The 19,227-nt window shown below is 50.9% G+C and carries 19 protein-coding genes; 6 read left to right on the top strand and 13 right to left on the bottom strand.

Annotated features, from left to right (window positions below; translation table 11 throughout):
- Nucleotides 1-8: 8 nt before the first annotated feature.
- Complete coding sequence (gene argH / locus EOE65_RS14525; protein WP_127695046.1) at nt 9-1,403, bottom strand: argininosuccinate lyase; 1,395 nt, start codon at nt 1,401-1,403, stop codon at nt 9-11.
- A gap of 184 nt (nt 1,404-1,587) precedes the next feature.
- On the opposite strand from argH, the gene hemC reads away from it, so the two are divergent.
- The 4 genes from hemC to EOE65_RS14505 are packed head-to-tail and all read left to right on the top strand — an operon-like array spanning nt 1,588 to nt 5,906.
- Nucleotides 1,588-2,532 carry a hydroxymethylbilane synthase gene (hemC, locus tag EOE65_RS14520; protein WP_127695045.1) on the top strand — a complete coding sequence of 315 codons (945 nt, stop codon included), beginning with the start codon at nt 1,588-1,590 and terminating at the stop codon, nt 2,530-2,532.
- Complete coding sequence (locus EOE65_RS14515; RefSeq protein WP_127695044.1) at nt 2,522-3,337, top strand: uroporphyrinogen-III synthase; 816 nt, start codon at nt 2,522-2,524, stop codon at nt 3,335-3,337. The genes hemC and EOE65_RS14515 overlap by 11 nt, the downstream gene beginning before the upstream one ends.
- The gene (locus EOE65_RS14510; protein WP_127695043.1) at nt 3,334-4,620 is read left to right on the top strand and encodes a uroporphyrinogen-III C-methyltransferase; all 1,287 of its coding nucleotides are present in this window, start codon (nt 3,334-3,336) and stop codon (nt 4,618-4,620) included. The genes EOE65_RS14515 and EOE65_RS14510 overlap by 4 nt, the downstream gene beginning before the upstream one ends.
- Nucleotides 4,620-5,906 (top strand): heme biosynthesis HemY N-terminal domain-containing protein, encoded by a 1,287-nt coding sequence (locus EOE65_RS14505; protein WP_127695042.1) that lies wholly within the window; start codon nt 4,620-4,622, stop codon nt 5,904-5,906. Before EOE65_RS14510 ends, EOE65_RS14505 begins: the two co-directional genes overlap by 1 nt.
- Before the next feature lie 236 nt (nt 5,907-6,142).
- On the opposite strand, the gene EOE65_RS14500 is transcribed toward EOE65_RS14505, so the two are convergent.
- The 4 genes from EOE65_RS14500 to trxA all read right to left on the bottom strand — a co-directional run bounded on the left by EOE65_RS14500 (nt 6,143) and on the right by trxA (nt 10,654).
- The gene (locus EOE65_RS14500) at nt 6,143-7,162 is read right to left on the bottom strand and encodes a 2Fe-2S iron-sulfur cluster-binding protein (protein WP_240657009.1); all 1,020 of its coding nucleotides are present in this window, start codon (nt 7,160-7,162) and stop codon (nt 6,143-6,145) included.
- A 28-nt stretch (nt 7,163-7,190) separates the two neighbouring features.
- Nucleotides 7,191-8,675 (bottom strand): 4-hydroxy-3-polyprenylbenzoate decarboxylase, encoded by a 1,485-nt coding sequence (gene ubiD, locus EOE65_RS14495; protein WP_127695041.1) that lies wholly within the window; start codon nt 8,673-8,675, stop codon nt 7,191-7,193.
- Nucleotides 8,676-8,771: 96 nt separating this feature from the next.
- A complete protein-coding gene (gene rho, locus EOE65_RS14490; RefSeq protein ID WP_127695040.1) occupies nt 8,772-10,031 on the bottom strand; it encodes a transcription termination factor Rho in 1,260 nt (419 codons plus the stop codon).
- A gap of 296 nt (nt 10,032-10,327) precedes the next feature.
- Nucleotides 10,328-10,654: a thioredoxin TrxA gene (trxA, locus tag EOE65_RS14485; protein WP_127695039.1), complete on the bottom strand. Its 327-nt coding sequence runs from the start codon at nt 10,652-10,654 to the stop codon at nt 10,328-10,330.
- Between the two features lie 331 nt (nt 10,655-10,985).
- On the opposite strand from trxA, the gene ppx reads away from it, so the two are divergent.
- Nucleotides 10,986-12,506: an exopolyphosphatase gene (gene ppx / locus EOE65_RS14480; RefSeq protein WP_127695038.1), complete on the top strand. Its 1,521-nt coding sequence runs from the start codon at nt 10,986-10,988 to the stop codon at nt 12,504-12,506.
- An 87-nt stretch (nt 12,507-12,593) separates the two neighbouring features.
- Here ppx and EOE65_RS14475 read toward each other — a convergent pair whose 3' ends face one another.
- The 4 genes from EOE65_RS14475 to yrfG all read right to left on the bottom strand — a co-directional run bounded on the left by EOE65_RS14475 (nt 12,594) and on the right by yrfG (nt 16,333).
- On the bottom strand, nt 12,594-14,141 hold the full coding sequence (locus EOE65_RS14475; protein WP_127695037.1) for a phosphoenolpyruvate carboxykinase: 1,548 nt from the start codon (nt 14,139-14,141) through the stop codon (nt 12,594-12,596).
- 178 nt (nt 14,142-14,319) lie between these two features.
- A complete protein-coding gene (hslO, locus tag EOE65_RS14470; RefSeq protein WP_127695036.1) occupies nt 14,320-15,192 on the bottom strand; it encodes an Hsp33 family molecular chaperone HslO in 873 nt (290 codons plus the stop codon).
- Between the two features lie 72 nt (nt 15,193-15,264).
- Nucleotides 15,265-15,651: a ribosome-associated heat shock protein Hsp15 gene (gene hslR / locus EOE65_RS14465; RefSeq protein ID WP_420846531.1), complete on the bottom strand. Its 387-nt coding sequence runs from the start codon at nt 15,649-15,651 to the stop codon at nt 15,265-15,267.
- 1 nt (nt 15,652) lies between these two features.
- The gene (gene yrfG, locus EOE65_RS14460) at nt 15,653-16,333 is read right to left on the bottom strand and encodes a GMP/IMP nucleotidase (RefSeq protein ID WP_276317527.1); all 681 of its coding nucleotides are present in this window, start codon (nt 16,331-16,333) and stop codon (nt 15,653-15,655) included.
- 45 nt (nt 16,334-16,378) lie between these two features.
- On the opposite strand from yrfG, the gene nudE reads away from it, so the two are divergent.
- The gene (nudE, locus tag EOE65_RS14455; RefSeq protein WP_127695034.1) at nt 16,379-16,927 is read left to right on the top strand and encodes an ADP compounds hydrolase NudE; all 549 of its coding nucleotides are present in this window, start codon (nt 16,379-16,381) and stop codon (nt 16,925-16,927) included.
- A gap of 14 nt (nt 16,928-16,941) precedes the next feature.
- Here nudE and EOE65_RS14450 read toward each other — a convergent pair whose 3' ends face one another.
- The 4 genes from EOE65_RS14450 to EOE65_RS14435 form a co-directional block, all read right to left on the bottom strand.
- Nucleotides 16,942-17,316: a hypothetical protein gene (locus tag EOE65_RS14450; protein WP_127695033.1), complete on the bottom strand. Its 375-nt coding sequence runs from the start codon at nt 17,314-17,316 to the stop codon at nt 16,942-16,944.
- Between the two features lie 35 nt (nt 17,317-17,351).
- Nucleotides 17,352-17,645 carry a hypothetical protein gene (locus EOE65_RS14445; protein WP_127695032.1) on the bottom strand — a complete coding sequence of 98 codons (294 nt, stop codon included), beginning with the start codon at nt 17,643-17,645 and terminating at the stop codon, nt 17,352-17,354.
- 102 nt (nt 17,646-17,747) lie between these two features.
- Entirely contained in the window at nt 17,748-18,587 is an 840-nt protein-coding gene (locus tag EOE65_RS14440; protein ID WP_127695031.1) for a fumarylacetoacetate hydrolase family protein, read from the bottom strand.
- An 11-nt stretch (nt 18,588-18,598) separates the two neighbouring features.
- Nucleotides 18,599-19,225 carry a DUF2799 domain-containing protein gene (locus EOE65_RS14435; RefSeq protein WP_164847122.1) on the bottom strand — a complete coding sequence of 209 codons (627 nt, stop codon included), beginning with the start codon at nt 19,223-19,225 and terminating at the stop codon, nt 18,599-18,601.
- Nucleotides 19,226-19,227: the final 2 nt, after the last annotated feature.

Genomic DNA, 19,227 nt, shown 5'->3' with positions numbered 1-19,227 from the left:
TGCTGTATTTAGCTGCGCTCAGCCAAACGGCCTCGGCCTCGCTGCACTGCTGCTCGCACTTGCGCAGGCGCTGTACCGCCGATATGGTCACGTGCTGCAACGGAGCCTTCCAGCGTCAAGACATCGAAGACATCTTCAGCAATCGTGTCAGAAAACTGCTGCAGCTCCGCTAGCGTCATTTCACCTAGATCTTTACTCGTCTCGATACCATATGCCACAGATTTACCAACCACTTCATGCGCGTCGCGGAACGGCATACCTTTACGCACAAGGTAGTCTGCTAAGTCAGTTGCGGTGGAGAAACCACGCAGCGCAGCCTCGCGCATCTCAGCCTTGCGTGACTCCAACGCCGGAACCATATCAGCAAACGCACGCAGGCAACCTTTAACCGTATCAATCGCGTCAAATAGCGGCTCTTTATCCTCTTGGTTGTCCTTGTTGTAGGCCAGCGGTTGAGACTTCATCAGTGTAAGCAAGCTCATCAAATGGCCATAGACACGGCCAGACTTACCACGCACCAACTCTGGCACATCAGGGTTCTTCTTCTGCGGCATAATAGAGGAACCTGTGCAGAAGCGGTCTGGCAGGTTGATAAAGTTAAACTGCGCGGACGTCCATAACACCAGCTCTTCAGACATTCGCGTCATGTGCATCAACAACAGACTTGCCGCGGAGCAAAACTCGATGGCAAAGTCACGGTCAGACACCGCGTCTAGTGAGTTCTCGGCAGGCGCATCAAAACCTAACAGTTCGCATGTCAGCTGACGTTGAATCGGATACGTTGTACCCGCCAATGCTGCAGCACCCAGTGGCATAATATTGACGCGCTTACGCGTATCAACGAAGCGCTCGTAATCGCGGTTCAGCATTTCAAACCACGCCAAAAGGTGGTGACCAAATGTTACCGGTTGGGCTGTTTGCAGGTGGGTAAAGCCTGGCATGATGGTATCGGCTTCTTGCTCTGCAAGATCTAACAAACCCGTTTGCAAACGACTTAGCTCGCCAAGAATAAAATCGATCTCGTCACGAACATAAAGACGAATATCCGTTGCAACTTGGTCGTTACGTGAGCGGCCTGTGTGCAGCTTCTTACCCGTGATACCGATCTTCTGCGTCAACGCAGCTTCGATATTCATATGCACATCTTCTAGCGCAACCGACCACTCAAATTGACCCGCTTCAATCTCTTGCTCAATCTCAGACAGGCCTTGGATAATGGCATCGCGCTCTTGCTCTGTTAGCACACCCGCTTCAGTCAGCATTTTGGCGTGAGCAACCGAGCCTTGAATATCTTGTCGATACATGCGTTGATCAAACTCAACTGACGCGGTAAAACGCGCCACGAATTCATCGGTTGGCTCACTAAAACGACCACCCCACTGCTGGTTGGTTTTATTGCTCATTATCCAGGACCTCACTGTTGAATCTTTAATGACCCTTTTGGTCATAACAATCGCGTGATTATATCAGCTTTCCTGCCATTACACTCTTATCAAGCTAGAAAGCACAGCCGCTTACACCCCTAAATCTGTTACAATCGCGTCATCACGCCAGAAGGCAAAAAGGAATAAGATTCAGGAAACCTCTATGCAGAAACGAGTCGTGCGTATCGCTACCCGCCGCAGCCTGTTAGCGCTATGGCAAGCAGAGTTTGTTAAAGCAGAACTGGAAAAGCACCACCCAGGTATTCAGGTTGAGCTACTAGGCATCACCACAAAGGGCGACAAAATACTCGACACGCCACTGGCTAAGATCGGCGGCAAAGGCCTATTTGTGAAAGAGCTTGAAGTCGCGATGCTAAATAAAGAAGCCGATATCGCCGTGCACTCCATGAAAGATGTGCCGATGGAGTTTCCCGAAGGTTTGGGCCTAGCCGTCATCTGCGAGCGCGAGAAACCAACCGATGCGTTTGTATCCAATAAGTTTTCTTCGCTGGCAGACCTACCGCAGGGCGCCATTGTAGGTACCTCTTCGCTGCGTCGCCAATCATTGATCCAAGAGCTGCGCCCTGACCTAGAGATTCAGAGCCTACGCGGTAACGTGCAGACACGCCTCAGCAAGCTCGACGAAGGTCAATATGATGCCATCATTCTCGCAACGGCTGGCTTGATTCGCCTCGAATTACAAGACCGTATCCGTTACGAATTACCCGTAGATATCAGCCTACCCGCCGGTGGCCAAGGCGCCGTCGGTATTGAGTGCCGAGTGGATGACAAAGAGCTGCATGAGCTGCTCGCACCCTTGCACCACCAACCAACCGCGTGGTGTGTTACAGCAGAGCGTGCGATGAACCGCCGCTTAGAGGGTGGCTGCCAAGTACCGATCGCCTGCCATGCCACACTAAACGACGCACAAGACGAGCTCTACCTGCGTGGTTTAGTGGGTCGTCCAGATGGTACGACCGTATTGCGCGACGAACTGCGCGGCCATCCTGATAGTGCAGAAGAGATGGGTATTCGTGTTGCCGAGAACCTGCTCGCGGCAGGCGCTGATCAGATCCTCAGCGAAGTCTACGGCCGCGATGTTAAATAATGGGCAAGTGCTTGATGGTCAGCGTGTGCTAGTCACACGCCCCACCCATCAAAGCGCCAATCAAATCGCGCTGTTGAAAGCCGCCGGCGCAGACCCTGTGCATCTGCCTGCATTGCAGATCACACCGGTCGCCCCAGCTGACGCACGCTACCCGCATATTAAAACGCAGATGATGAATCTGGATCTTTACGATGTAGTCATCTGTGTGAGCCCAAATGCAGCAACGATCACACTGGATTGGATCGACACCTACTGGCCACAACTACCGGTGGGTATTCAATGGTTTGCTATTGGCAAACGTACCGCAGCGGTGCTAGAAACGGGTGGCATCGACGCAGCGGTGCCTGCCAAAGGCTTTGATTCTGAGGCGATGCTGGTGCTTCCAGAGCTGCAATCGCTCGAAAACAAACGCGTTCTCATCTTGCGTGGCCAAGGTGGTCGCGCCACACTGGCAGAAACCTTATCCGCACGCGGAGCTCAAGTTGAGTACGCTAACCTCTATGATAGAACCTGCCCACACTACGATGCAGACCATATCAAAAGTACTATTTATAACCCTACGCCATCCGCTATTCTGATCACCAGTGGCGAAGCACTCAGCAACTTTGTTAAAGTGGCGCAGAATCAGCAGCGCGAATTCAGCCTTAATTCACTCCTAGCTACCTACCTTGTGGTACCCAGTGAGCGTGTCGCTGAAACCGCTCGAGAGCTAGGTTTTACTAACATCCACGTAGCGCAAGGACCTGACGACCAAGCGATGGTAAACGCGCTCCAAACAGCCAACAACTCGGACTGTACCCAATGAAAAAAACCGAGAAAAAAACTGAAGACAATAAAGACGTTGTAGATAATTCAGTTGAAAAAGAAACCTCAACTGAAGCAACAAAAGCCCCTACTGGCGAGCAATCGGAAAAATCACAAGCTGCGAAAGCGTCACCTGAAGTAACAGAGCAGCCCGAAGAAAAATCCGCACCTGCACCCCAACCAGCTGCTCCTGTTGCTGCAGCCCCAGCTGCGCAAAACCAAGGTGCAACTTGGCCGGGTAAGTTAGCGCTGGTTATCTCCCTGATCGCACTAGGCGGCAGCGGATACCTGTACTGGCAAGGCATGCAGAAACAACAATCTGATGCAGCCGCAATTGGTGCACTACAGAGCGATGTGAAGAGCACGCTGGAATCAGCAAAGACTCAAATTGCCGATACCAAGTCTGTTGTAAATGCACAGGTTAACTCGGTTAACCAAAACCTGACGATGTTGCAAAACCAGTCTGCCAAAGAGCAGAAGAGTATCGAAGAGCTGCAGCAGCGCCTCACCGCTAGTATTCAACAAGTGATGGCGAAGCAGAGCAACACCCGTAAAGACTGGCTGCTTGCAGAGGTCGAATACCTGCTGCGCTTGGCTAACCAACGCATCTTGATGGAAAACACATCAGTCGGTGCACTTGCGCTGCTCAAGTCAGCTGACAAGATTTTGCAGGAGACGGATGATGTCTCTATTTACGATGTGCGTAAAAAGCTTGCTTCTGACATCGCTGCATTAGAAGCCGTTCCTACATTTGATCTGGAAGGCTCCTACCTGAAGCTCGCAGCACTGAATGAGCAGGTCGATAACTTGCGCCTGATCCCAATCACCGATAAGAACAAGCTACCGTCGCTTATCGAAGAGATCACACCTGAGTCTGTGAGTGAAAGCTGGGCACAAGGCTTGAAAGAGTCTTGGGCTAAGGCCGTTGATAAGCTTGAGAAGCTCGTCGTTATTCAACATCGCGACGAAAAAATCGAGCCGCTGCTATCACCTGAGCAAACTTACTACTTGCAGCAAAACCTGCACCTGATGCTTGAACAAGCACAGTTATCTTTGCTGCAAAAAGAGCAAGCCGCGTTTATCCGCAGCCTAGACAAAGCCGAGAAGTGGATCGCGACCTACTTCGAAGAGAAAGACGCGACCACACAAGCACTATTGCGCGGTATCAACGAGCTAAAATCACTGCAGATTTCACCTGAGCTGCCAAATATCAGTGGCTCGCTTAATGCACTGAAATCATACCTCCAGCAGATGACTAAGCTGAAGGAAGAAGGAGCAGCATAATGAAAAGACTGTTTCTGCTCCTGCTTATCGTACTCGCAGCAGGCGCGTGGATCGGCGAAAAAATGGTCAAAGATCCAGGCTATGTGCTCATTACCTATAGCGAAACCAGTATTGAAACCAGCTTATGGGTGCTATTGGTGATCGCCGCTGTTGGTTTTTTGGCACTGCACTGGGCCGTTAACCTGTTCTTTAAAGCGCGCATTCCTACTCACAAAATTCGTGAGTGGCGTCAGCGCCGCCAGCAAGCGAGCAGCCAAGGCAAAACGCTTAAAGGTCTACTCGCACTATCGGAAGGCCGCTGGTGGAAAGCACAGCGTTTGCTAACGCAAGCCGCTGAAACTTCAGGACAGCCGTTGGTGAACTATCTTGCCGCTGCACGCGCTGCACACGAGCAACGCGAAGACAAAGCAGTGGATCAGTTGCTACAGCAAGCCCTAACCAGCGTACCGCAGGCAGAGCTGGCAATTGGTGTCACGCAAGCGCAAATCCAATTAGAGCGTGGCCAATACGACCCTGCTCTAGCAACATTGCTACGTTTGCGTCGATTAGCGCCGAAGCACTCCTACATCATGCGAATGCTGAAAGAGGTTTACCTCAAGCTTGGCGACTGGAGCAGCCTCACAACGCTGCTACCTGAGCTGCGTAAGCACAAAGTGCTTGAAGACGACGAGATGGCCACACTTGAGCAGCAATGCTACGCCAACATGCTAGGTAATGTACTGCCTGCACTACCTGTTGAGGCAGACGATAGCACACGCTTACAAGCTCTAAACAAAGAGTGGAAAGCGATCCCAAGCAAGCTATCTAGCGAAGAGCCACTGGTTCGCCGCTATGCAGAACTGCTGATTGAGGCTGGCTCTGAAGATAAAGCGGAAGCGTTCTTGAAAGACCAACTCAAGAAGAACTGGGATGAAAGCCTAGTAACGCTTTACGGCCAAGTGCAAGGCTCTGATGCTCACAAGCAGCTTGAAACAGCCAAATCTTGGGAAGCAAAACATGCCGATAGCGCCGCTCTCAAACTTGCTCTGGCACGCCTAAGTGCGCGTAATGAGCAGTTTGGTAAAGCTGTTGAGTACGCTCAAGCAAGCCTCGCTCTAGAGAAGTCTAGCGATGCTTACCAAGAGCTGATCAACCAGCTACTGCAAGCGGGTGAATCCGAGCAAGCTAAGGCTATGATGGAAGAGAGCCGCAACTTTGCGATGGGCAATTTGCCAGCAGAATCTGCACCTAAAGCGGAAGACAAACCTGCCGAAGAGACAACTGAAGCGAAAGCGGTCGCCTCTTAACGCTTCATCTTGAGATAACACCTAAAACCGAAAGTCTAGCGGCTTTCGGTTTTTTATGTCCGGCTGTCACAACCTCGCTCTAATAAGCGGCCTAGCTCAGACAAAGCCGATATCCAACCTTTGGATAGATTAAGCTGAGATTTTGCTCTCCATAAATAGAGTGCTCTCTCCCGAGTCAACCACTCACAAAAAAGCCAGCGCTAAGGCTGGCTTTATCCTTGAATAAGAGATGCTATTTAGCTTTTCGCGGGACGCGGTGCGTAAGCGAAAACATCCGAATGCACTTGCGTCTCTTGCAAGCCCTTCTCCGCCAAGTTATCCACTAATGCATATACCATGGCAGGTGAGCCACTGGCATAGACAACAGTATCTTCGAAGCTATCAAAGTCTGTTTTGATCGCATCCGGCAGCAGGTCAATACGGCCAGTCCAACCACAACTGTCGCCAGGCTCACTAACGACAGGATGATAAACGATATTATCGTGCTTGCCCGCCCACTCCAGAGGCAGCTCCGGCCAGTATAGATCAGCTGCGATACGCGCACCCCAGTAGATATGGATAGGGTTGGTAACGTTAGCAGCGATCAGGTGCTCAACCATGCTCTTAATCTGCGAGAAACCCGTACTGGCAGCCGCCAAAATAACTGTCTGCTCAGGCGCTAGCGTGGCAGCTTGCAGGAAGCAGTCACCCTTAGGCATCTCAACAGTGATCTGCGCTGACGTTTTTATTTGCTCAATGATCGCTGAAGCCACATCGCTACCGGCCACTTGACGAATATGCAGCTCTATTTCGCGACCTGCTTCTGGCGCACTGCCAATTGAAAAAGCCGCTTTACGCTCATCGGGTAAAACAATTTCTAAATACTGCCCAGCATGGAACTCAACCGCTTGCGAGGCTGTAGGTGGCGCCAGCAACGTGACGCGGTAAACATCGCCGCTGAGCTTTTCAACACGCTCAACATCACATACTAATCTTTTCAAGATCACTTCTCCGGGGCGCTTCAGCCCATCAATGTTTACCCAAATATCGGTGACAGGGACGGCGGTACAGGCCAGACCGCAAATGCGACTCTGCGGATCTAATGGCTCAACGCAGAGTTCTTGTGCAGGGTAAGACTGGCTCATTTGTCCTTTTAACAGGGTAAACTCACATATTTCACATACACCGTTGCGGCAACTGCGCCGCATACGGTAACCGAGCCGCTCAAGCACCTCGAGTAATGTTTCTTGCGGGTTGCATGATAGAGGTTGCGCCATATCATTCAACCACACATTTAGTGGTACTTTAGGCATCATTCAAGATGCCAAGGCTCTCCCACAGCTCATCCACCCGTGTTTTCACCGCAGGGTCCATGGTGATGGGTTCACCCCATTCACGGGTGGTTTCACCCTCCCATTTATTGGTCGCATCCATCCCCATTTTAGAACCTAAGCCAGATACCGGCGAAGCGAAATCAAGGTAGTCGATTGGGGTGTTATCGATCATGACTGTATCGCGTTGCGGGTCCATACGGGTCGTGATCGCCCAAATCACATCATTCCAATCACGCGCGTTCACATCGTCATCACAGACAATCACAAACTTGGTGTACATAAACTGGCGTAAGAACGACCACACACCCAGCATGACGCGTTTTGCGTGCCCCGGATACTGCTTCTTAATCGTGACCACCGCCATTCGATAGGAACACCCTTCTGGCGGTAGGTAGAAGTCGACAATCTCCGGAAACTGCTTTTGCAGAATCGGCACAAACACTTCGTTCAGCGCAACCCCAAGGATCGCGGGTTCATCGGGTGGACGTCCTGTGTAAGTGCTGTGATAGATCGGGCGCTCGCGCTGGGTAATGCGCTCCACGGTAAACACGGGGAAACTATCCACTTCGTTGTAGTAGCCAGTATGATCTCCAAAGGGGCCTTCATCAGCCATCTCGTCTGGCGCGATATATCCCTCTAAAATAAATTCCGCACTCGCCGGAACCTGCAAGTCATTACCAAGACACTTAACCACTTCTGTTTTACCACCGCGCAACAGCCCTGCAAAAGCGTACTCAGAGAGCGTATCAGGCACAGGTGTAACTGCACCCAAGATCGTTGCAGGGTCAGCACCGAGCGCAACTGCAACCGGAAAGTTTTCACCCGGGTGAGCTTTTTTCCATTCACGGAAGTCCAGTGCACCGCCGCGATGAGCTAACCAGCGCATTATCAGCTTATTCTTACCGATCAGTTGCTGTCGATAGATGCCCAAGTTCTGGCGCTCTTTACCCGGACCTCGCGTAATGACCAATGGCCACGTGACCAGCGGACCAGCATCACCCGGCCAACAGGTTTGGATAGGTAGCTTGGTCAGATCAACTTCATCACCAACAAACACTTTCGCTTGGCATGGTGCGTTACGCACCACTTTTGGCCCCATGTTCAGCACTTGCTTGAACATCGGTAGCTTCTCCCATGCGTCCTTCATCCCTTTGGGTGGCTCTGGCTCTTTGAGCTGTGCGAGTAGCTTGCCAACATCACGCAGCGCCGAGACGCTCTCTTCCCCCATACCCAGCGCCACACGTTCCGGTGTTCCAAACAGATTTGCTAACACCGGATAGTCGTAGCCTTTGGGGTTTTCAAATAACAGGGCAGGGCCTTTAGCTCGCAGCGTGCGGTCACTAATCTCTGTCATCTCTAGGTGGGGGTCGATCTCTTGCTTAATCCGCTTAAGCTCACCGCGCGCTTCTAACATCTGAATAAAGTCGCGCAGGTCTTTATATTTGGGGGTCGCCATGGGGTTTCGTATTACCTGTTTAGTAGCGCCTAGGACAGGCGATCTATTAACAAAAAAGGGCAAGCATAAGCTCACCCTTTTGATACGTAACTGTGGTTATTTTCGTTTCATCGAAAGGAAAAACTCATCGTTCGTTTTAAAGTCTTTCAGCTTATCGATGACGAATTCAGTCGCAGCGGCATCTTCCATTGGATCAAGCAACTTACGCAGGATCCACATCCGTTGCAGCTCATCTTCGCTCGTCAGCAGGTCTTCACGACGTGTACCAGAGCGGCGGATATTGATCGCAGGGAAGACACGCTTCTCAGCAACACGGCGATCTAGGTGCACCTCAGAGTTACCAGTACCTTTGAACTCCTCAAAGATAACTTCATCCATTTTGGAGCCGGTATCTACGAGCGCTGTCGCAATAATGGTTAAACTACCGCCCTCTTCGATGTTACGCGCAGCACCAAAGAAACGCTTTGGACGCTCAAGGGCATGAGCATCCACACCACCGGTGAGTACTTTACCGGATGATGGAATCACGGTGTTGTAAGCACGCGCTAGACGCGTAATCGAATCAAGCAGGATCACTACATCTTTTTTGTGTTCAGTGAGGCGCTTAGCCTTTTCGATGACCATTTCAGCCACTTGCACGTGGCGTGCTGGCGGCTCATCAAAGGTAGAAGCAACCACTTCGCCGCGCACGGTGCGCTGCATCTCGGTTACCTCTTCCGGGCGTTCGTCGATGAGTAGAACAATCAGGTGGCACTCAGGGTTGTTGCGCGTAATGCTATTGGCAATGTTTTGCAGCATCAGCGTTTTACCAGCTTTAGGCGGTGATACAACCAAAGCACGCTGACCTTTACCCATCGGCGAAACCAGATCAAGGATACGGGCTGTCAGATCCTCTGTACTGCCGTTACCCAGCTCCATACGCAGGCGATCTTGCGCAAATAGAGGTGTCAGGTTTTCGAACAGAATTTTGTTCTTCGCGTTTTCAGGGCGGTCATAGTTGATCTCATTGACCTTCAGTAACGCGAAGTAGCGCTCGCTATCTTTTGGCGGGCGGATCTTACCGGCAATGGTGTCGCCTGTGCGCAGGTTGAAGCGGCGAATCTGGCTTGGGGACACATAAATATCATCTGGGCCCGCTAGATAAGAGGAGTCAGCAGAGCGCAGGAAGCCAAAGCCGTCTTGCAATATTTCCAGCACCCCATCGCCGTAAATATCTTCACCACTTTTGGCATGTTTTTTCAGGATCGAAAAGATCACATCCTGCTTACGGGAGCGGGCTAAGTTATCCAGGCCCATCTCTTGAGCAATTTCGAGAAGCTCAGGAACGCTTTTAGTTTTTAATTGGGTAAGATTCATATGCTTTGAAGTGAATGCCTGATTGAGGCGATTGTTTTGAAGGAGTTAGGAAATTAATCTAAACGGACTAATAAAAATACAATTTACGCGATCTGGAGCCATTTGGAGCATAGCTCTGATGCTTGATAGTGAAACTGTATCGGTAAATTCAAAAGCCAAGGTGAAATTCGGCTTCGAGGTGTTTATATAGTGAGCAATAACACCAGCGGCTTAAATATAAAAGGTTGTCTGACCGGTGTCTAGTAAAAAGGAGAAGAAAGTGTTTCAAGTCAACACCTCTTCTCCGTATGTCTCAATTACAGGTTCGCGTCTACGAAAGCTGCCAATTGAGATTTAGACAATGCGCCCACTTTCGTCGCTTCTACATTGCCGTTTTTAAACAACATCAATGTTGGAATACCGCGGATACCAAACTTAGGCGGCGTTTCGCTATTTTCATCGATATTAAGCTTGCATACTTTAAGACGACCTTCGTAGTCTTTTGCAATCTCTTCCAGAACTGGAGCAATCATTTTGCAAGGACCACACCATTCAGCCCAGTAATCAACTAGAACTGCACCTTCCGACTTAAGGACATCTTCTTCAAAAGATGCATCTGTTACATTTACGATATTTTCGCTCATTGATTCTCTCTCCAAATGCACCGAAAAAGGGAGGTGTGAATAAGTCCCGCCACTTAATTACAGCTGCAAAGGCTGCCGATGCCAAATTACATACACCGTTATCATGGGGGCGACTTGAGTCAAATCAAGCACTCTCAATGACAACTGAAATATGCAAACGGTATCGTACAAGGCTTGTTCACATCGCCCTTAGGCGCTTTAAAACTGCCGTTGATCATACCACCTACCAGAAAAAAGTGTGAATCCTGATCGATGAATGTTGTAAATCACTGCTTGCGACCCGGGTATCTGGTACTCTACGAACTAGTTTTACGGGTAGAAGATTGACGGAATGTTACATAACGAAAACAACACCGATTTAGCTGCCGAAGATTCACTCCTAGCAGCCATTGATCTTGGTTCAAATAGCTTTCACATGGTAGTGGCTAAGCTTGCCCACGGCGAACTGACTACGATCGACATTATGTCGGAGAAGGTCCAGCTTGCGGCGGGTATCGGCCCAAACGGTATGCTTGACGAAGCAGCCTTTGAGCGAGGCTTAGCCTGCTTAAGCCGTTTTGCACAACGCCTAGCCGATATCCCTAACGATGCCATCAAGATAGTTGGCACCAACGCATTACGTGAGGCAAACAACCGTAACGCTTTTGCCGATGCAGCCGAGCAGGTGTTGAATGTCCCGCTCGAAATTATCGCAGGCCGAGAAGAAGCGCGATTAATTTACCTTGGTGTCTCACATACACTCGCCAACACTCCCGGCGCACGCTTAGTGATCGATATCGGCGGTGGCAGTACAGAGTGCATTATCGGGGAGCGCTTTACTCCCCTCGAGATGGAGAGCTTGCACATGGGCTGTGTGAGCTTTACCCAACGCTACTTTACTGATGGTGTCCTTTCGGAAAAGAACTTCAAGCAAGCTGAGTACGGCGCGCTGCGCGAACTACAGGTTATCCGGGAGCGCTACCTAGAAACGGGCTGGACGAGCTGTGTGGGTTCATCCGGCTCGATCAAAGCGATTCGCAATGCAGGGATCGAATGCGGCTTCAGTGACGAGCTGATTACTCGGAAAAGCTTACAGCAGCTACGCGAGAAAATTCTCTCTTTCGAGAATATCGACACACTGGAGATTCCCGGCGTCAAACCCGAACGCACCGCGATACTGCCCGCAGGTCTCGCCATCCTGAGCGCGTTATTTGAGTCTCTTGGCATTGAGGAGATGGCGTTCTCAGAGGGTGCTCTGCGCGAAGGCTTACTTTATGACATGGCAGGGCGTAAAAACCATGAGGATGTGCGCGAGCGCTCTATCTCCGCCCTAAGCCAGCGCTACCATGTTGATGAGCAGCACGCTCAGCGTGTTGAACACACCGCATTGTTAGCACTTGCACAGGTTAAAGAGAGTTGGGCATTAACAGGACATGCACACCACGACATGCTGAGCTGGGCTGCACGCACCCATGAGATTGGCCTCACCATTGCTCATAGCGGCTTTCATAAGCACAGCGCCTACCTGCTGCAGCATTCGGATTTAGCCGGTTTTTCCGCCCTTGAACAGCAACTACTGTCATTTTTGGTACGCGGTAATCGCCGCAAATTCCCGCGCGAAGAGTTTAAGCAGCTCCCTGACGCACGCAAGGAAACCTTTAAGCGGCTCTGTGTGCTGTTGCGCTTGGCCGTTGTGCTCAATCGTAGTCGCTCATCCGCACGGCTTCCGGCCTTCGACCTAAAAGCAGAGAGCAAGCAATTAAGCCTGCGCTTCCCAGATGGCTGGCTAGATATGCATCCACTCACGCATATGGAGCTCGAGCAAGAGGCGGATTACCTGAAAAACGCGGATATCAAGTTCACGTTTAGCTAATAGGTTGCGCCGCCGTCATGCGGTTTGCGCACCAACAAAAAAGCCCCAATCAATGATTGGGGCTTTTTTATCGCGGCTCCAGCCGTGTTAGGCTTTAGGGCCCGCTTTAACGATCTCTTCAGATACGCCGTCAAACTTCTCGAAGTTTGTCACAAACTGGCCGATTAGGTCACGTGCTGTCGCATCGTATGCACCTTTATCAGACCACGTGTCGCGTGGGTTCAGCAGTGTAGAGTCAACACCTGGTACGCTCGTTGGTACGCTCAGGTTGATGCCTTCTAGGTGCTGAGTTTCAGCACCGACAAGCGCCCCGCTCTGAATTGCAGCGATGATGCCACGTGTTGTTGGGATGCTGAAACGCTCGCCCGTACCGTAAGCACCACCGGTCCAGCCAGTGTTAACCAAGTACACTTGTGAACCAAACTCTTCGATACGCTTCATCAGCAGCTCAGCGTAAACACGTGCAGGACGTGGGAAGAATGGCGCACCGAAGCAAGTAGAGAAGGTAGACTTAATACCTCCACCAGAGCCCATTTCAGTAGAACCGACCAGCGCCGTGTAGCCAGACAAGAAGTGGTAAGCTGCTGCTTCTTTGCTCAAGATAGATACCGGTGGCAGAACACCTGTAAGGTCACAAGTCAGGAAAACGATCGCTTTTGGCTCGCCACCCATGTTCTCTTCAGTACGCTTCTCAACGTGCTCAAGCGGGTATGCACAACGGCCGTTCTCAGTTAGAGACGTATCGTCGTAGTCAGCTGTGCGAGCTTCATTTAGCGCCACGTTTTCAACGATTGCACCAAAGCGGATCGCATCCCAAATGATTGGTTCGTTCTTCTTGCTAAGGTTGATAGTCTTAGCGTAGCAGCCGCCTTCTAGGTTAAAGACAACGCCTTTACCCCAACCGTGCTCATCGTCACCGATCAGGTAACGTGCAGGGTCTGCAGATAGTGTTGTTTTACCCGTACCAGACAGACCGAAAAACAGCGTTGTATCGCCATCTTCGCCCACATTCGCAGAACAGTGCATTGGCAAGACGTCTTTTTCTGGTAGTAGGAAGTTCTGTACAGAGAACATCGCTTTCTTCATTTCGCCCGCATAGCGCATACCCGCAAGTAGCACTTTACGCTTAGCAAAGTTCAGAATAACGCAGCCATCAGAGTTAGTACCATCGCGCTCAGGGTCACATTCGAAACCTGCAGCATTCAAGATCTGCCACTCTTCTTTGGCTTTTGGGTTGAACTCATCTGGGCGGATAAACAAGTTTTGGCCAAACAAGTTTTGCCACGCTGTTTGCGTCGACATTTTAACCGGCAGATAGTGGTTCGGGTCCGAACCTACGTGTACGTTAGCAACAAAGTGCTCTTGCTCTGAAAGATACTCTTCAACGCGATTCCACAGCGCATCAAACTTGTCCGCATCAAACGGGCGGTTCACATTACCCCAATCGATAACATCAGCAGTGCTGGGTTCTTCTACGATGAAGCGGTCCATCGGAGAGCGGCCGGTGCGCTTACCGGTTGTGACAACCAGTGCACCCGTATCGGCCAGCGTACCTTCACCACGTCTAACGGCATGTTCAACGAGCTCTGCGCGGCTCAGATTAAGATGGACTGTATTCTCAGTTTCTTTGGTCATTACTGGATTCCCTTGGCTCGGCGCCAAAAACGTTACCTGAAAAGCAATAGACCCCGTTTGTATCTGCACCTAAGGCCGCAGTTGGTTATTGTTGGGGGGCCATTATTATCACAAAAACTCTATTTTTATGCCATACACAAAACGATGTATGGCCCGTTCGACACAGATGGCTGCAAGATCAATGAAGCTCGTCCGATTTTGGCACATGGGCACTGTCGCTAAACATAGCGCGAACGTCTGTTTCATCGAACTCATATTTTGCATTGCAAAACTGGCAGCCAACGCTAATAACTTGCTGTTCTTCCAACATTTCTAGCAATTCATCCTGTGTCATCATTTGCAGTGCATTAGCGCTGCGCTCGCGTGAGCAGTCACACTTAAACTGGATGCTATCTGGCTCATAGAGGCGGCACTCTTCTTGATGGAATAAACGATACAGCAACGCTTCATTATCGAGCGCTAGCAGTTCATCACCAGTGAGTGTCGCGCCAATCTGCGCAATATGTTCCCAATCCAGCTCAGCAGTGCCTTGAGCAGGCATCACCTGTAATAGGAAACCAGCTGCTTGCTTATCATTAGCTGAAAGATGGATCTGTGTGTTCAATTGTTCGGATTGTAGGAAGTAATCCGTGAGGCATTCGGCGAGGGTTGCCTTCTCAAGCGGGACAATGCCTTGGTAGCGCTGGCCGACCTCGGGCTCGATCGTGATCACAAGATGACCATCACCGATCATATCGATGACGCCTTGCCCATCGGGCACTTCGCCTTCATAACGCGCAATACCGCGGCATTCACGGCGATGATTAATCTCAGCCATCAGCACACGCACGTTATTTGAGCCTTGAGCCTGCAAGAGTAAACGGCCATCAAACTTCAGCGTTGTTCCCAGTAAGGCCACCGCAGCGAGCATCTCACCCAGCCCGTCACGTACCGAATCCGGGTAGTCGTGGCGCTCTAAAACGGCTTGGTAGGACTCTTCTAACCCGACAAGAACACCGCGAATATCGAGTTTATCAAATAGAATGCGCTGAATTTGATCAGGATTGCTCATAACGTGCTGTTTCTCACCTAACTAAAAATAATCGATCTACAAAGGCGCTATTCTACCACCAAAGTGGACCTTTCACCCTCTTTGCAGCTCCTTAACTTCAAGCAATTGACGGCGGCTGCGTTTATCGGGTTTCTGCTTAGGGCTGAGCTCACTGCCCTTCATCGCTTTACGTTGTGCAGCATGCTCTTCACGGCGCGCCAAACTATCCGCTGTTTCCTCATACAAGGCTTGCGCTTCTGCTGCTCCGCGGCGCTGTTCAGACAGTGCTTTAACGACGATAATTCGCTCATCCCAGCCTTGGCGGATCTGCAACGTCGCACCTAATTCAACGGCTTTGCTGCACTTTGCGCGCTGCCCTTCATAGTGCACTTTGCCGCCCTCTATCATCTGTTTCGCGATACCACGGGTCTTATAAAAACGTGCCGCCCAGAGCCATTTATCCAGACGGACTTTAGCCATATCACTCATCATCTCCTCCGGGTGTAATCGAGCTGAACCGATCAATCGCAGTGAACTCTGCAATATCGCGTTTCGGGCTTTGGCTATCAGGCTGCACGATGGAGAGCAGGTAGCGAATACCATAGGTTTGCGCAGCACGCAGCACAGCTAAGCTATCATCGACGAGCAGCGTGCGCTCGGGATCAAACGGCTCCTCCTGTTGCAGCCGCTGCCAAAAGGCTTGCTCCTCTTTCGGCACCCCATAGTCGTGCGAGCAGATAATATGATCAACACGCTCAGCAAGATCGGTTTTCTCAAGCTTCAGCATCAAACTTCCGCGGTGCGCATTCGTCACGATCACAGCGCGCTTATCGTGCACCTTTAACTGAGAGAGGAAGTCCTTAACATGGGGGCGAAACGCTATGCGCTCAGTCACCTCACGCTTGAGCGCCACGATATCGACATCCAGCTCGCGCGACCAGTAATCCAGACAATACCAATTTAATGTGCCCTGCTCCTGCATGATGCGTTCATGCAGCCAACGCTTCGCCTCATCTGGGTCGAGCTGATGAATATCCGCATATCGCAGCGGTAAGTGCTCGAGCCAAAAAAAGGAATCAAAGTGCAGATCGAGTAACGTGCCATCCATATCCAGCAAAACGGTATCGATACTAGACCAATCCAACGCAGCAGGTACAATCAAAGTAATAAGCCCCAAATTAAAGCCAATACAAAACGGTTGATTAGTATGCCCGTGAAGCCCGAGATTTTGAAGGTAACGCCCACCGCCCGCAGCCGCCTTTTTCAAGTGGAGGAGCTAGAGATCCGCTTTAGTAATGGTGTCGAACGCACCTATGAACGGCTTGCATCACGTGGCAATGGTGCTGTGATGATGGTTGCTATTGATAGCGAAGACCACCTCCTGCTCATTCGCGAGTACGCCGGCGGTATTGAAGATTACACCCTCACACTGCCTAAAGGGTTGATTGATGCTGGAGAGACGCCTTTGCAGGCAGCTGACCGGGAGCTAAAAGAGGAGATCGGCTTTGGTTGTCGCCGTCTTGATCCTTTGAAAGAGATGACCAACTCCCCAAGCTATATGGGCAGTACGCTCACCGCGATGATCGCTCGTGATCTCTACCCTTGTAAGCTGGAGGGTGACGAGCCAGAGCCTTTAGAGGTGGTGCGCTGGCCGCTGTCACAGATCAACGAGCTTGTAGCCCGTGAAGAGTTTACCGAAGGCCGCGCCATCGCAGCCTTGTATCTAGCGCGGGAGTTTTTGCAGCAGGAACAATAAAAATACCACACAAACTAACTACAACCCTCATTAGAGCAAATCCTCACACGGTCTAAGCCCGTGTTCTTGTTGAGGTTATAGTGCGCCACTTTAGTGGCCACTTGCATATCGGTCATGGGCATTGAAAGCGGCACATTTTCTTTCTCATCCCAGAACAGAGCTATGCAGATACGTTCACCTGCACAAACCTTGTTCGCTACTTCTCGATAAGGGACTTTACTTTTCGTAGATAAAGGAACCACATAAACAAGCTTAAAGGCCCCTTGCTCCTTCATTACTTCATAGGTCATACCGGAACGAACAGTACCGCCCTCGTTAAAGCACCCAGACAACAGCAGAAACACCAAAGCCCACAACGTATTCGTGCACTTCCACCAGCGATAGCTCATTTGAAGCAACTCCCTGTCACTTAACTCCGTAAACCCTAGTTGGACGGATGCTGCGCTGCGCAATATTCAGAACCCAACCGCACGTCGCGTTCGATCTGTTGGCGTCCGGCCGCATCAGCAATACGGTTATCCATCATCGCTTGCACCTCTTTATCGCTATAGCGCTGGTGGATATAGTCAGATAAACAAGTACAACGCGCTTCACTGGCGCTGCCTGCACTCACACACGCTTGTATAAAAGGTTCGTAGGTTTTTGAACTGAGGTATTGTGACTTCACAATGTAGATCGCAAACGATACTGCAGCGATCCAAAGCAACACTTTGGCCATAAGTTTGGGCTCTTATTCTTAGAGTAATGGGGAGCAAGGCGATACCTTACCCCGCTCATTCTATGGGATTGGTGCGCCAACCACAGCGGACTTTAGTCGCACTTAGCGCTCTTGTTGGATCGGGTTGCTTAGAACGCCAATGCCCTCTATCTCGACCGCTATCTCATCACCGGGCTTCATATACAAGCGCGGCTTACGCACAACACCCACCCCTCCTGGCGTGCCGGTGACAATCACATCACCGGGTTGGAGCGTACAGAACGTCGAGATATATTCAATCAGTGCAGGCACATCAAAAATCAGATCAGAAAAGGGCGCATGCTGGACAACCTCACCGTTTAAGCGAGTCGTTACGGTACGATTCGGCAGGCCGGTCATCTCATCGGGGGTAACGAGCCACGGCCCAAACGCACCGGTACTATCGAAGTTCTTGCCGGCCGTGAACTGGCGCGTGTGCATCTGCCAATCGCGAATACTGGCGTCGTTGTAGCAGCTGTATCCAGCGATATACGCATCAGCATCGGCCGCTTTGATGTGCCGCCCGGTGCGCCCGATAATCACGGCCAACTCCCCTTCAAAATCGAGTTTCTCTGACACATGCGGACGCACAATTGGTGCGCCGTGAGCAATCTGTGTTGAAGCAAAACGGGTAAATAACACCGGATGCTCCATCTCAGGCATACCGGTTTCTAAACGATGGCTCTCATAGTTCAAACCAACACAGAGAATCTTTTCAGGGTTGGGAATCACGGGCTGCTGCACAACCTCAGCATGCAATAGCCGAGGACATACCGAGAAGTGCTCAGTTTCTCCCCACACGGCGCTTTGCAGATAGCTCTTCAAATCGATACAGTCGGCAACACCGGTAAGGTCGATAACATGTTCGCCATCAACACACCCAAATCCTGCGCGTCCCTGATATTGAAACGAAATGTACTTCACGATGGTCTCCGTTATCGCTCTACGAGCTGTGTTTTTTTACGCAAATCTTGCTGCATCTGCAGCAACTTCAAGCGTCTATCCCGCAAATCCTGTTTGAGATGGAAGATCTGCCCATGGCGTGCCTTGATCTCTTTTAGCAGCACGGCGCGCTCACCGGGTGTTAGCTCCTCTTTAATGAGCCGCGCTTCGCGCTCATCAATCTCTTCCTGCAGTTGGCGCACTTCCTGTTCATCGCTTTGCACCCCCATGTTGAGCTTGGTGATGCGATCTTGAATCATGAAAAGTTCAAAGCCTGGCTCATAGCCAGCCAAGAAATCCTGCTCATGATGGTTGCTACACGTCCCTTTATATTGGCCACCGCGCTTACCAAAATAGAAGCCATTGCTGCGGCTACAGAATCGCTCTAAACCGCGTTCAAAACCCGCTTGATACGCTTGGCTATCGGGATGGATATCGTGCTCTGCACACTCTTTGCGGTAGGTATCAATGGCTGCAAATGCGCGGCCTTGGCTGGCATCAACCTCGCCCATTAAGCTCCAATCCGCCTGTTGGCACTCCTTCTGGCTCATGGCGCTGCAACCGGCCAATACGGCGCTGACGCACAGCACTGTAACGCGTATTAACGTGGTAGGTTTCATAC

It is taken from the genome of Neptunomonas marina (assembly GCF_004005935.1).
GTDB lineage: Bacteria > Pseudomonadota > Gammaproteobacteria > Pseudomonadales > Balneatricaceae > Neptunomonas > Neptunomonas marina.
The sequence above is the reverse complement of the archived record's forward strand: the minus strand, read 5'-3'. Positions and strand labels throughout refer to the sequence as shown.

Excerpts from the sequence above, each read along its gene's own strand:
- argH (WP_127695046.1), bottom strand. The coding sequence starts at position 1,403 with ATGAGCAATAAAACCAACCAGCAGTGGGGTGGTCGTTTTAGTGAGCCA.
- hemC (WP_127695045.1), top strand. The coding sequence starts at position 1,588 with ATGCAGAAACGAGTCGTGCGTATCGCTACCCGCCGCAGCCTGTTAGCG.
- EOE65_RS14515 (WP_127695044.1), top strand. The coding sequence starts at position 2,522 with ATGTTAAATAATGGGCAAGTGCTTGATGGTCAGCGTGTGCTAGTCACA.
- EOE65_RS14510 (WP_127695043.1), top strand. The coding sequence starts at position 3,334 with ATGAAAAAAACCGAGAAAAAAACTGAAGACAATAAAGACGTTGTAGAT.
- EOE65_RS14505 (WP_127695042.1), top strand. The coding sequence starts at position 4,620 with ATGAAAAGACTGTTTCTGCTCCTGCTTATCGTACTCGCAGCAGGCGCG.
- EOE65_RS14500 (WP_240657009.1), bottom strand. The coding sequence starts at position 7,162 with ATGGCGCAACCTCTATCATGCAACCCGCAAGAAACATTACTCGAGGTG.
- ubiD (WP_127695041.1), bottom strand. The coding sequence starts at position 8,675 with ATGGCGACCCCCAAATATAAAGACCTGCGCGACTTTATTCAGATGTTA.
- rho (WP_127695040.1), bottom strand. The coding sequence starts at position 10,031 with ATGAATCTTACCCAATTAAAAACTAAAAGCGTTCCTGAGCTTCTCGAA.
- trxA (WP_127695039.1), bottom strand. The coding sequence starts at position 10,654 with ATGAGCGAAAATATCGTAAATGTAACAGATGCATCTTTTGAAGAAGAT.
- ppx (WP_127695038.1), top strand. The coding sequence starts at position 10,986 with ATGTTACATAACGAAAACAACACCGATTTAGCTGCCGAAGATTCACTC.
- EOE65_RS14475 (WP_127695037.1), bottom strand. The coding sequence starts at position 14,141 with ATGACCAAAGAAACTGAGAATACAGTCCATCTTAATCTGAGCCGCGCA.
- hslO (WP_127695036.1), bottom strand. The coding sequence starts at position 15,192 with ATGAGCAATCCTGATCAAATTCAGCGCATTCTATTTGATAAACTCGAT.
- hslR (WP_420846531.1), bottom strand. The coding sequence starts at position 15,651 with ATGGCTAAAGTCCGTCTGGATAAATGGCTCTGGGCGGCACGTTTTTAT.
- nudE (WP_127695034.1), top strand. The coding sequence starts at position 16,379 with ATGCCCGTGAAGCCCGAGATTTTGAAGGTAACGCCCACCGCCCGCAGC.
- EOE65_RS14450 (WP_127695033.1), bottom strand. The coding sequence starts at position 17,316 with ATGAGCTATCGCTGGTGGAAGTGCACGAATACGTTGTGGGCTTTGGTG.
- EOE65_RS14445 (WP_127695032.1), bottom strand. The coding sequence starts at position 17,645 with ATGGCCAAAGTGTTGCTTTGGATCGCTGCAGTATCGTTTGCGATCTAC.
- EOE65_RS14435 (WP_164847122.1), bottom strand. The coding sequence starts at position 19,225 with ATGAAACCTACCACGTTAATACGCGTTACAGTGCTGTGCGTCAGCGCC.